Source organism: Propionigenium maris DSM 9537, from assembly GCF_027925155.1.
GTDB lineage: Bacteria > Fusobacteriota > Fusobacteriia > Fusobacteriales > Fusobacteriaceae > Propionigenium > Propionigenium maris.
This window is the reverse complement of sequence record NZ_BSDY01000002.1, coordinates 70,126-82,065: the sequence shown is the minus strand read 5'-3', so window position 1 is coordinate 82,065 and position 11,940 is coordinate 70,126. Positions and strand designations below refer to the sequence as shown.

The 11,940-nt window shown below is 42.3% G+C and carries 16 protein-coding genes; 10 read left to right on the top strand and 6 right to left on the bottom strand.

Annotated elements, in window-relative coordinates:
* Nucleotides 1-88 precede the first annotated feature (88 nt).
* From QMG11_RS02285 to pgl, 10 genes are all read left to right on the top strand, one after another.
* The gene (locus QMG11_RS02285) at nt 89-1,345 is read left to right on the top strand and encodes a TraB/GumN family protein (RefSeq protein ID WP_281833157.1); all 1,257 of its coding nucleotides are present in this window, start codon (nt 89-91) and stop codon (nt 1,343-1,345) included.
* A 136-nt stretch (nt 1,346-1,481) separates the two neighbouring features.
* Nucleotides 1,482-1,919, top strand: coding sequence for a MarR family winged helix-turn-helix transcriptional regulator (locus tag QMG11_RS02280; RefSeq protein WP_281833156.1), 438 nt, complete (start codon nt 1,482-1,484; stop codon nt 1,917-1,919).
* A 233-nt stretch (nt 1,920-2,152) separates the two neighbouring features.
* The gene (locus QMG11_RS02275) at nt 2,153-2,344 is read left to right on the top strand and encodes a hypothetical protein (RefSeq protein ID WP_281833155.1); all 192 of its coding nucleotides are present in this window, start codon (nt 2,153-2,155) and stop codon (nt 2,342-2,344) included.
* Between the two features lie 88 nt (nt 2,345-2,432).
* Nucleotides 2,433-2,624 (top strand): hypothetical protein, encoded by a 192-nt coding sequence (locus tag QMG11_RS02270; RefSeq protein WP_281833154.1) that lies wholly within the window; start codon nt 2,433-2,435, stop codon nt 2,622-2,624.
* 51 nt (nt 2,625-2,675) lie between these two features.
* Complete coding sequence (locus tag QMG11_RS02265) at nt 2,676-2,894, top strand: hypothetical protein (protein WP_281833153.1); 219 nt, start codon at nt 2,676-2,678, stop codon at nt 2,892-2,894.
* A 52-nt stretch (nt 2,895-2,946) separates the two neighbouring features.
* Nucleotides 2,947-3,186: a hypothetical protein gene (locus QMG11_RS02260; protein WP_281833151.1), complete on the top strand. Its 240-nt coding sequence runs from the start codon at nt 2,947-2,949 to the stop codon at nt 3,184-3,186.
* Between the two features lie 59 nt (nt 3,187-3,245).
* Entirely contained in the window at nt 3,246-3,485 is a 240-nt protein-coding gene (locus QMG11_RS02255; RefSeq protein ID WP_281833150.1) for a hypothetical protein, read from the top strand.
* A gap of 504 nt (nt 3,486-3,989) precedes the next feature.
* On the top strand, nt 3,990-4,898 hold the full coding sequence (gene gnd / locus QMG11_RS02250) for a phosphogluconate dehydrogenase (NAD(+)-dependent, decarboxylating) (protein WP_281833148.1): 909 nt from the start codon (nt 3,990-3,992) through the stop codon (nt 4,896-4,898).
* A 1-nt stretch (nt 4,899) separates the two neighbouring features.
* Nucleotides 4,900-6,420: a glucose-6-phosphate dehydrogenase gene (zwf, locus tag QMG11_RS02245; RefSeq protein WP_281833146.1), complete on the top strand. Its 1,521-nt coding sequence runs from the start codon at nt 4,900-4,902 to the stop codon at nt 6,418-6,420.
* Entirely contained in the window at nt 6,421-7,071 is a 651-nt protein-coding gene (gene pgl, locus QMG11_RS02240; protein WP_281833144.1) for a 6-phosphogluconolactonase, read from the top strand. It abuts the gene before it with no gap.
* 68 nt (nt 7,072-7,139) lie between these two features.
* On the opposite strand, the gene QMG11_RS02235 is transcribed toward pgl, so the two are convergent.
* The 6 genes from QMG11_RS02235 to QMG11_RS02210 form a co-directional block, all read right to left on the bottom strand.
* The gene (locus QMG11_RS02235; RefSeq protein WP_281833140.1) at nt 7,140-7,613 is read right to left on the bottom strand and encodes a hypothetical protein; all 474 of its coding nucleotides are present in this window, start codon (nt 7,611-7,613) and stop codon (nt 7,140-7,142) included.
* Between the two features lie 229 nt (nt 7,614-7,842).
* A complete protein-coding gene (locus QMG11_RS02230; protein WP_281833138.1) occupies nt 7,843-8,253 on the bottom strand; it encodes a hypothetical protein in 411 nt (136 codons plus the stop codon).
* Nucleotides 8,254-8,351: 98 nt separating this feature from the next.
* Nucleotides 8,352-8,783, bottom strand: a complete 432-nt coding sequence (locus tag QMG11_RS02225; protein ID WP_281833135.1) for a MarR family winged helix-turn-helix transcriptional regulator — start codon at nt 8,781-8,783, stop codon at nt 8,352-8,354.
* Nucleotides 8,784-8,810: 27 nt separating this feature from the next.
* Nucleotides 8,811-9,803: a hypothetical protein gene (locus QMG11_RS02220; RefSeq protein WP_281833133.1), complete on the bottom strand. Its 993-nt coding sequence runs from the start codon at nt 9,801-9,803 to the stop codon at nt 8,811-8,813.
* Nucleotides 9,804-9,812: 9 nt separating this feature from the next.
* Nucleotides 9,813-10,883: an HlyD family secretion protein gene (locus QMG11_RS02215; RefSeq protein WP_281833130.1), complete on the bottom strand. Its 1,071-nt coding sequence runs from the start codon at nt 10,881-10,883 to the stop codon at nt 9,813-9,815.
* 462 nt (nt 10,884-11,345) lie between these two features.
* Nucleotides 11,346-11,924 carry a class I SAM-dependent methyltransferase gene (locus QMG11_RS02210; RefSeq protein WP_281833127.1) on the bottom strand — a complete coding sequence of 193 codons (579 nt, stop codon included), beginning with the start codon at nt 11,922-11,924 and terminating at the stop codon, nt 11,346-11,348.
* Nucleotides 11,925-11,940: the final 16 nt, after the last annotated feature.

The window sequence follows — 11,940 nt, the reverse complement described above, 5'->3', positions numbered from 1 at the left end:
ATATTCTTTAATTAATGAAAAATCCTTTATAATTAGCCAGGTAGGAATGTTGCAGGGAGCCTTGTAAAAAACTACAGGAGGTGTTCCCATGAAGAGTGTTTTAATGCTGATATTTTTGAGTATAGGTATTGCTGTTTTCCCAAAGGTTTCAGAGGAGGAGTATCTGAAAAACAATGTCCATGTGATAAGCCTTGAAGAGTATAGTGGGGAAAACTTTAAATACCTGGACGATGAGAGGGAAGTGAGGGTGTTTTTTTCTGGGGAGACCCACGGATTTCAGGAAAACTATCAGCTGAGGATACAGCTCATAAGGTACTTCTATGAGGTGCACGGTATAAGAAGGTATCTGGGAGAGCTGGGGTACAGCTCGGGATACTTTTTAAACAAGTACCTGGAGACAGGTGAGGAAAAGTATCTGGAGCTTGTAAACTACTCCCTGGAGGGAAGCCACGACTTTTCCGTAGAGGACTATGAGTTCTGGAAGGAGCTCTACAACTACAACCGTACCCTGCCAGAGGGAGAAAAGATAAAGATATACGGACTGGATATGGAGCACCAGTACTGGATTCCCCTCCTGGCTGTACACGATATCCTTGAAAAGGTGGAGGTAGAGGAGCTGGCTCCAGAGGATAGGGAAGGCTTTAGAAAAGCCAAGGTTCTCTTTAAGGAGATACACGATATGATCCTCCCCCCTGGAGAGGACTACAAGAATATCTACAGAAATGTAGAGGAGATAATAAAGAAGAAGAAACTAAGGTATAGGAGAGATGATATCCTGGATGCCTTCAAAACCTCCAGGATGAACTTTATCCTGGGAAGAACAGCAGCTGAAAAATACTATACTGCCGAGGAGCTTGTAGATATAGAGGCCATAATCTTTAATGCCCTCAACACCATTGAGTTTTTAAATCTGAAGGCTAATGAGGAGATCTATTTCTATATGAGGGAGAAGTTTATCTTTGAGAACTTTATCAGGCTCTTCAAGGCCTTTCCCCACGATGAGTTCTATGGTCAATGGGGAAGGTTTCATATCTCCGGAAGGGAGGACAGCAATGAGATAAGGTTTGCCCAGCTGGTGGAGGACTTTGCTCCGGATTTCTACAGGAGCATAACGGCTATAGAGTTTCTCTACAACGACAAGAACCATCCCGATTACAGAAAGAAGGGGGTGAGGGAGAAGCTGAATATACTGAAGAAGTATATCCCAGAGGGAGCAGAGGCGGCTATCTTTAACCTCAAGGAACTCTCGGAGGATTCCAGACTTCTGGATAAGCGGGAGAGAAGGTATATTAAGTATATTGTAGTTATAAACTCCTCAAAGAAAGCTGAAAAACTCAAGGAGTAGAGGAGAGGCCGGGTGACCGGCCCTTTTTTGATATTAAGGAAGGTATAGAAATTATAAAAAAATTACCGAATCCTATTGACAAAACATTCGGAAACGGATATAATTTATACGAAATAGAATGAATGGTGGTGATAATATGATTCAGGCAAGTTGTGTAATTGGTATGATGTACCATATCAGTGACAAGTTTGATGAGTACCTAAAGAAAGAGATGAAGAAGAGAAAGATCCCTATTCAACCTAAGCACGCAGGATTGTTTATGATCCTTCTGGCTAACAACAACAAACTTGAGTTTAAGGAAGTAGCTCATATTTGGAGGAAGTCAAAATCCACTCTCTGCGACATTGTGAGCAGATATTCAGAGGAAGGTCTTATAGAGAGGGCTCAGTGCAGCCTAGACAAGAGGAATGTCTATGTGAAGCTGACCCCCCAGGGAGTAGCTTACGGTCGGGATTTCGACGAGATAGCCCATGAGTTTCTCTTTAAAACTACCAAGGGTCTTACCCAAGAGCAGGTGGAAGAGTTAAAAAACATCCTTATGGTGATGAAGGAAAACCTCTCCTATAAGGGATAGGTTAAGGATAGAGGCTATACACACTAAGGTCTGTATAGCCTGAAAATAAATTTAAAAAAATTGTTGACAAAACATTCGAATTCGAATAAAATTATATTGTTCGATAGGGAATGAATATAAAGATCGACTTGGCAGGGGAGAAGATCCCCATTTAATTTAACTATAACATCCGGAAACGGATATTTTTTTAAAAGATATTATTCGGAAATGAATAATTCTGAGGAGTGGGTTCTATGAAAAAGATAATGACAATTGCAGTATTAATGGCTATGACAGTTTTAGGAGGACAGAAGGTAATGGCTTCTGGAGCAGGTGTAGGATATGGAAGGTATCTATCGGGTAGGTTTCAGGAGAAGGTAATGGAAAAGGTTTCCAGAGAGAATATAGATATGATAAAGACGGAAGCTTTAAGAAATCACAGATAGTAACATATGTTACGGAAAAATGGCAGATGATATTGTAAGATATTGTTGAATTAAAAAGTAAGAAATTGCAGAAGACAGGAGATTTAAAATGAAAAAGATAATGACAATTGCAGTATTAATGGCTATGACAGTTTTAGGAGGAGAGAAGGTAATGGCTTCTGGAGCAGGCGTGGGATATGGAAGGTATCTATCAGGTAGGATTCAGGAGAAGGTAATAGAAAAGGTTTCCAGGGAGAATATAGACTTAATTAGGACGGAAGCTTTAAGGGATCACAGATAGAAATATTATGAAAATTCAAGATTAGAGAATATGGAAGCAGGAGATTTTAGAATGAAGAATCTATTAATTATAGTTATGATTGTGTTTGGTGTAACAACATATAGCAGGGACTTTGAGTACAGGGAGAAGGAGGAAAGGTCTAAATTTGATACGATCTCCCTAGAAAGGGGCGGCAGATATGACTTCTCAAGCTGGGCTTCTCAAGAGACCACAGTAGAGGAGGTGAATCTGGAATTTGAGAGATATTCCGCTAGTAGTAACTATTTTTAGAGGTGTTTTTAAAAGATTAAAATATTAAAGATTAGCTGTAGGAGGCGTAGAGATGAAAAAAGTATTATTAATGGCAATGATGGTAGTAGGAGCAGTATCCTTTGGTAGAGATTTTGACTACAATGAGAAGAGAGATATAGTGGATGTAAACAGAGCCCAGGTAGAGAGGCTGAGCAGATATACAGATACAGATTGGAGCAGCGATAAGGCTGAGATAGAGGCAAACTTTACAAGGTATGCAGATTTCCACAGGGAGCTGGATACAATGGACAGAGGGGAGTCGGATAAGTAGAATTTATAGGATTATTTAAAAGATTAAAATATTAGAGATTAGCTGTAGGAGGCGTAGAGATGAAAAAAGTATTACTAATGTTAATGATGGTAGTAGGAGCAGTATCCTTTGGTAGAGATTTTGACTACAATGAGAAGAGAGATATAGTGGATGTAAACAGAGCCCAGGTAGAAAGGCTGAGCAGATATACAGATACAGATTGGAGCAGCGATAAGGCTGAGATAGAGGCAAACTTTACAAGGTATGCAGATTTCCACAGAGAGCTGGATACTATGGACAGAGGAGAATCTGACAAGTAGGTAGATCCCTTAATATAACTTTCGCTAAAACCCCCTCAATTTATGAGGGGGTTTTTATTATAAACCTTAGAATTCATTAGAGATTTCAAAACTAAAGAAGATATCGGATTACCTGGTTTAATTGACTACACGTCAATGTGATACAATGATCTACTTTTAGAAGTAGTTTAAAGGTGAAAGGTTTAAAAACCCAATAAATTAAAGGTAAGATGGAGAAGAGTGAGATGAAGAAGATAACATACAAGGATATAAAGAATATGCCCGATAAGGAGAGGCAGGAGCTCATAGAGAGGCTGAGATAGATCTGTTGAGGATATGCAATCTACCGATGATATCTTTAATAGGAAGAAGATGGGAGCTCTAGTATCCTATGAAAAAATTAAATAATGAGATACTTTGAGGACTCCCCTGGAAAGGGGAGTTTTTCTTATGTAAGAGGATAGCAGGGGGAGTTAGAGTAAATAGATAGGTAGATAATGAATATAGACAGATAGGGGGAACGAGATGAAGATAGCAATGATAGGACTGGGAAAGATGGGAGGAAATATGACCAGAAAGCTCCTTGAGAAGGGGCATGAGATGGTGGTCTTTGATTTAAATCAGGAGTTGAGGGAGAGGTATGAGGAGCTGGGAGCTCATGGGGCAAGGGATATAGAGGACTTCATAGAGAAGTGTAACAATCATGGTGCGGAAGTTGTGTGGAGTATGCTTCCCGACAATATAACCTTTGATACTCTAACCAAGGTGGCAAAGGGCCTTGAGGGGAACAGGGTTATAGTGGACGGGGGAAACTCCTACTACAAGGATACTGTGATTCTGGCTGATGAGGTAAAGGAGTATGACCACGAACTTGTGGATGCAGGGACCAGTGGAGGAATATGGGGCCTTGAAAAGGGATACTGTTTTATGGTAGGGGGATCCCACAGGGCCTATAAGATAGTGGAACCTATCCTCAGAGATTTGGGAGCAGAGGATGGATATGCCCACATGGGACCTGTGGGATCGGGGCACTACGTAAAGATGGTCCACAACGGAATAGAGTATGCCCTCATGCAGGCCTATGGAGAGGGATTTGAACTTCTGAAAAACAAGGAGGAGTTCGATCTGGACCTGGAGAGGATATCCAAGGTATGGCAGAGTGGAAGCGTAATAGATTCATGGCTCTTGGAGCTGTGTGAAAAGATGTTTGCAAGGGACGGGGAGCTTTCAGATATCAGGGGATATGTAGAGGATTCAGGGGAGGGAAGGTGGACGGTGCTCGAGGGGATAGAGCAGAGAGCGGCAGCTCCCCTTATAACTCTCTCCCTGCTGCAGAGGTTCAGATCCCGTAGGGAGGAAACCTTTACAGATAAGGTGATAGCAGGACTTAGAAATGAGTTTGGGGGGCATGGTTTTAAGAAGAGGGGGGAGTAGGATGAAGAGGGTATGCGATATAGACTTCAGCAGGAGCATCCAGGGCAAATCTCCCTTTACCCTGGTGATATTTGGCGGGAGCGGAGATCTCAGCAAAAGAAAGCTTATCCCCTCCCTCTACAACCTCTACTCTCTGAAGAGGCTTCACGAGGGTTTTAACGTTATCTCATATGGGATGCCTGGGATGTCTACTGAGGAGTACAGGGAGGTAGTGAGATCCTCCATTGACACCTACTATAAAAGAGTTGAGAGGGGAGACCTGGAGGAATTTACAGGAAGGTTTCACTACATATCAGGAGAGTTTCATGAGGAAAGTAGGTATAGGGAGATACTGGATCTCCATAGGGATCTTTCAAAAGAGGATGTGCAGCTGGTCTACTATCTGGCTATACCTCCGGTTTTTGCTGAAACGGTGATTAAAAATCTGGGGCAGGACTTCCTCAGGGAGAGTGGTTACCCCAGGAAGGTGGTAATGGAAAAACCCTTTGGGGTGGACAGGGAGAGCGCAGGAAGGCTCAATGAGGTTGTTTTGAAGGTATTCAGGGAGGAGGAGATCTACAGGATCGACCACTATCTGGGAAAGGAAACTGTGCAGAATATCCTCTTCTTTAGGTTTGGAAACAGTATATTTGAACCCCTGTGGAACCGAAACTTTATCGATCACGTGCAGATAACTGCAGCTGAGAGTATCGGGATAGAGCATAGGGGGAAGTTCTATGAGGGGGCAGGGGTAGTAAGGGACATAGTTCAAAACCATGTTATGCAGCTCCTGGCTCTGGTGGCCATGGAGCCTCCTGCTGATTTTCATGCGGATATGATAAGGGATGAGAAACTGAAGATATTTAAGTCTATAAGGTCCATGAACGAGAAGGACCTGGGAGAAAACCTGGTAAAGGGACAGTATGGAGAGGGAGATGAGATTTTGGCCTATAGGGAGGAGAGGGATGTAGAGGAGGATTCCAATACACCCACCTTTATGGCAGGTAAGTTTTTTGTGGATAACTGGAGGTGGGCGGGGGTACCATTCTATATCAGGGCCGGAAAGCGTCTCAGGGAGAAGGTGACTGAGATCTACATCCAGTTTAAGCAGCCCCCTCTGAAGTTATTTGGGGATGAGTGCAATGAGATAGTTCCCAATGGCCTTCTTATCTCCATACAGCCAGAGGAGAGGATATCCTTCAGGCTGAACTCCAAGTATCCGGGGAGTGAAAACTATCCCCATCCAGTGGAGATGGAGTTTAACTATAAGCAGCTGGGGACCTATGATAACCTGGATGCCTATGAGAGGCTTATACTGGACTGCCTGAGGGGGGATCTCACCCTCTTTGCAAGGCAGGACGGGATAGAGGCTATGTGGGAGGTTGCAGATCCTATCAACAGATACTTTGAGAAGGTAGACACAACCTCCCTTCCAAACTATGAGAGCGGCAGCTGGGGACCGGAAGAGGCTCAGGATCTTCTCTTCAGGGATGGAAGGTGCTGGAGGATAAGCGATAACTGTATAGATATGGAGGAAGTATAGATGATAGAGAGGATAGGGCACAGGAAGTTCTATGAAAGGGCTCTGGAGATATTTTTGGAGGAGTACAGGAGAAGTATAGAGGAGAGGGGGGCGTTTTCCGTAGCTATCTCTGGGGGGAGTACTCCAAAGCCTCTCTTCAAGCTCCTGGCCAAGGCAGATATAGATTGGAGGAGGGTACATATATTCATGGTGGATGAGAGGTATCTTCCTCCAGAGGACCCAGAGAGCAACTATGGAAACCTCTGGAGAACCCTTCTCAGCAAAATAGAGATTCCCAGTGGAAATATAAGGTATGTAAAGCACTTTGAGAGTCTGGAGAAGAGTAAGAAGGAGTATGAGTTTGAGGTGGAAAAGTTTTTTCATAAACAGGGAAGGGGATTTGATCTCATATTTCTTGGGATGGGAGAGGATGGTCACACAGCCTCCCTCTTTCCAGACAATATAGACCTTCTTGGAAGGGTGGTCCCCTCGGTGGAAAGCGATTACCACAGATACAGCAGGATAAGCCTTGGGATAGATACGATAAACCGGTGCAGAAGAAAGGTTTTTCTTCTTACCAGAAAGAAGGAGGATATCCTAAGTAAGGTTCTGGAGGGAGGTTATCCAGCCTCCAGGGTAGAGGGGGATGTAACCTATCTCCTGGAAGAGTAGATAGAGATAAAATAGGAGGGAAGATCCTTAGATCTTCCCTCCTATTAAGTTAAAGATAAAATTTAAAGCTACCACCTGAGAATATTTATCTTCTCAAAGGGTTCAAAGGTGTCCCCCTCCCCGTCGGAATAAAGGTTTGTCCAGAACTTTTTGGAGTTATCCACATCGTTATCCAGGCACTCTACCTGAAAGCAGATAAAGTCATTGCTGTAGTGGATCTTTCTGGCCCTTCCTTCTAAATACTCCTTTTCAGGAAACCTCTCTGAAAAATAGATTCCCTCTATCCACGGTGTAGTCCCCATTCTATAAACTGGAGAAACCTCCTCTATATCCTTGGGTTTAATATGGAGGGAGTAGTCCTCCTGCTCCTCATTGTAGATCTCAAGAATTCTATCTCTTGTATATTTTTTTTCTATAATTCTTTTAATGTGATGCCAGTTCGCCTCCTTGACCTCATAGGAGGTTTCATGTTCTATGAAAAAATCACATAGATATGAACTTCCCTTTCTATCCCTTATGTAAAAATACACTTCTGTCTTCATCTTTCATCGTCGCTCCCCTTAAAAAATACGCTGTACCAATAGATATGATATAACATTTATCTAAAAAGAACAATAAAAAAGGCAGCCTAAATCTTTGGGAGAATGGCTGCCCTTTTAAGAGATAATTATGAAAAAGTTTTTAGTCGGGATGCTACTCCCTACCTGAAGATAGTATAGTCTATTTCATAAAAAAAGCTGATGCCATTTGGCGTGGCAAAAAAGTTTTTTATTAATATACACTCTGAATCTTTTCCAGATCCACCTCTTTTTTCAGCCTCTTCTGGTAGCGGTCTGTAAGCATGTCCTCTTCCCCTTCAATCTCTTTGATCCTGTCGATATACTTTCTGATTCCCTCATAGTCTCTGGTCTTATTATCCCTGGCCATGAGTCTGTCGATCTCGATTATATAGCCCAGCTTCTTGTGCTCCAGTTTCTTCATGAGATAAAACCACTCATTTATGATCTCTGTGGCCCTTTCCAGCTGCTCCTCATCTATGTCGATCCCGCTGGCTTTAGCACTGTTGGTCTGCCAGTAGATATCATAAAGTCCGTAGACCTCCCGCTTATTCTCCACTCCATTATCAGCAAGGACGGGAGATCCCAGTATCAGGATTAATGCTATAAAAAATATCTTTTTCATGATCCATCACTCTCCTTATTTATTCACCCTCTTATACAGCAATAGGGAGAGCTTTCCTTCAAGGTAGATCTGCATCACCTTTTAAATGGCAGCATCCACTAGTGGGAGGATATTTTCCTCATATTTTCAAAAACCTGACCTAAAACCTTGAGGGTAGCTTTGTAATCCTCCTGAGAGCAGCCCTCTAAGATCTCTTCTCTGAAGATGGAGGCCTCCACCCTGACCTCCCTGCAGATATCCTTTCCCTTGGGAGTAATGTAGAGCTTAAAGGCTCTTCTGTCGGCGGGGTCTGCCATCTTCTCTATAAATCCCCCGTCTATGAGTTTTGTAACAGCTTTGGTAGTTGTAGCTTTGTCTATAAAGAGCTCCCTGCTCAGGGAGATGAGGGAGGTACCAGGATTGGTATCTATGGAGAGGAGGAAGGGAGCCAGTCCCGTAGTCATCTGATACTTTGAAAGTCTCTGGTTTAAAATCATTATCTGGTATCTATAGATAATTGCAACAGTCTGAATTAGTTCTTTTTCTTTCAAGGTAACCGTCCTTTCATTAAATTATAATTAAGATAACTTATTATAAGGCAAAATCTTTAAAATAAAAAGTATTAACAGCATACTTAGGGTTATCATATTAGATCTTAAAAGGCACTTGTATACTGCTGCCCCATCTAAATTGATATAGAGAGTGAATGGAACTATCAACCCAGAAATTAAGGAAAAGTTACTGTATATTTTTTTTGGATCTTTAGGGTACACAGCATTACGAACAATGGGGATAAATACCAATAGTAACCCAAGGGACATCAGGAGAACATTTTGAACCATCCCATAGAGGAGAAGGCTGAAGATGGCGGTGATAGAGCAGGCCTTAAAGTGGGTTTTTATATTCTCTACAGCCTTAAATCCCATAGTCTTAGTATCAAAGCCTATAAAAATTGAAATTAGGACTACATAAGCAAAAAAAGCGAACCTGAATTCAAAGTACATAGAAAAGACCCAAACAAGGGAAAGAATCAGTGAAAAAAAGTACACCTTCCAATTTTGAACCCTGGATTCTTTCAGGGGTTTAACCTCCTCCATGTTCATATTACTTGGAAATAACTTAAATGTAATAGTAACTATGATAACTACCCAGAGCATCTCCCAGAGATACTGTAATGCTTCTTCATCAAAGGTCGCTTCCAAATAGCTACCAAATATAGAAGCATACATAAAACTAAAATTAGATATAAAAACGGTGTTTGATTTATAGTCGTGGGCAAATAGCTTAAGGGTAGTCACAAAGATTATATATACCAAGAGGCTTTCCAGGTGGGGAAAGGGTATAAATAACTCGGTGGCCACAACTCCCAAAAGAAGGCCGATGCATATGGCACCTATCTTCTCCAGTAATAACCTTACCTCATACCTCTTCATTGCCAGGGTTATGGAAACAGAGAAGAAGGATATAAAAAAGGGGTTCCTAAAGTGGGAGAGGAGTGCTACCATCAACCCAAAAACACTTGTAAATAATATTCGATTAAAAAGATTTTTTAATTCCTTCTCTTCTCTCATAGCTACCTCCTAATAGATGTAGTTGGAAGCAGAGACTAGCTTCATCCACAGGTGGTTGATACCTGAGAGTATCCAGTGTTTATCATCTACTACTCCCACTGCTACCTTTGATCCCGAGCTTATATTCGCCTCTGCCGGGAGAAGATCATCCACAACAATCCTCACCCTTCCCCTTCCAGTGGTTCTGATCCATCTGGTATCCTCCTTTATCTCCTGAAGGCTTTCTGGGGAGGTGTATCCGGATTTTAGGTGGTTGGTGGTCTTAATCACGTGACCCTTAAAGATCTTTCCAGGTATAGAATCAAAAACCACAAGGGTCTTCTGACCGTTCCTTAGGTTGATGAGACTCTTCTCCATATAATCCACATAGATATTCATATCCTTCCTATTGTATACATAGCCATAGCTCTTGCTGCCATTGACTATCTGTCCCCTATAGAGCTGGTGGATGGAGATCTCTCCCATGGCAGGGGCTCTTACCACTGTATCCCTCAGATCCTTTTCCGTCTTTTTTATCCTGGCTTCCAGGGACTTTAAGACCTCGTTTTCCGTGGAGGTTTTACCCCTCTCCTTCCTGAGGGAATCTACTGAGAGCTCTGCTATCTCCAGCTCCCTCTTGGCTGTGTCGTATGCCAGTTCATACTCTTCATACTCAGCCTTGGCAACCAAGTCATCTATATAGAGCTCCCTGTATCTCAGGAAGTTGACCCTTGCTTTTTCAAGCTTCTCTCTGGTTTTGAGAACCTCTTTCCTGGCTTCGAGAATCCTATAGTCCAGGGCGGATAAACGGTTTTCCTCATCCCTGTACTTGTATCTCAGCTCCTCTATATCCAGCTGAAGCTTGGTATTGTCCAGCTTAAAGAGGGGTGTTCCCTCCTCTACCTCCTGGCCGTCTTCGATATAGATCTCCTCTATCTCCCCACCCATCTTACTGTAGATGGGGTGAAGCCTATACTCCACAAATCCCCTTCCAGAGTAGGGGGTGTAGTATGCCAGAAGTGCTGAAATTATAAAGGTTAAGATAAATAGTAGAAGCAATATATAATAGGTGATCTTCAGATCCCTTAAGTGCTTAATCATGGGTACCTCCTAAAAAAATCTAAAATAGTTTCAATTGCAACTATTTTAACATTTTTTAGTTTCAATTGCAACTACTTTGGATCTGGAGTTTTGTAGAGGGATAATTATAACTGGTGAAGGATGATAAAAAGCAACGTGACGTTGCATCCTGATAATCAATTGGAACACTAATTATTTCATGTAAAACTTTTAAAAATTCATGTTTTCCTTAACAATAAAAAGAAGCATGAGGCTTCCTCCTTTCTAACTTCAGACCTCCATCTTTTGTCAGGGGCGGTAACTCAATACTTCTAGATCTTCCACACTAAAAAACTCCGGCAACTGCCGGAGTTTTTTGGGTTACTTAAGAAAGTCTAGCAACTAAAAATGCCTACTTTTCATGAGACAAGAAATGAACATCTTCTATAAGTAAGTGATGATAAAAAGCTCCAAGAGCTCCCTTACTTTAATAGCTCATAGTAGCTACTTGATATTTCTATAGCTTCCCCAAACAAAGTTTCTTCCAAAGAAGTAGTTGAGGGAGATCCTCTCAAAGCTGTTTTCCTCTATGAGAGAGAGGGTATCCCTGTTGAGGTGGCATCCTATGGCAAATATCTTCCATGGGGGAGTCAGGATATCCTGAAGGAGGGCAAGTAGTTTATTCTCATTCCTTATATGCTCTAGGATAAGAAGGGTACCTCCTCTCCTGCATACCCTTTTTGCCTCTCCAATGGCCCTTGACGGATCTGGGATGGTGCAGAGAGCCAGGGTGATAACCACATGATCGAAGGTATCATCCTCAAAGGGAAGCTCCTCTGCTGAGGCATCGATCAGGCTGATCCTTCTTTCCCCGATCTTTTTTAGGGCTTCCTCTCTGAGAGTATTGTCGGGTTCTATTGCTGTGACCTCTGCCTCCTCAGAATAGAGGGCAAAGTTTACCCCAGTCCCCGCTCCAAACTCTACAACCCTTCCCCCGATACTGCTCAGAAGGAGCTTCCTCACCTGGTGGAGTTTTCTTCTCTCAATGGTACTCATTAACCTGTCATAAAGATAAGCTTTCATATCTATCCATCCTTTC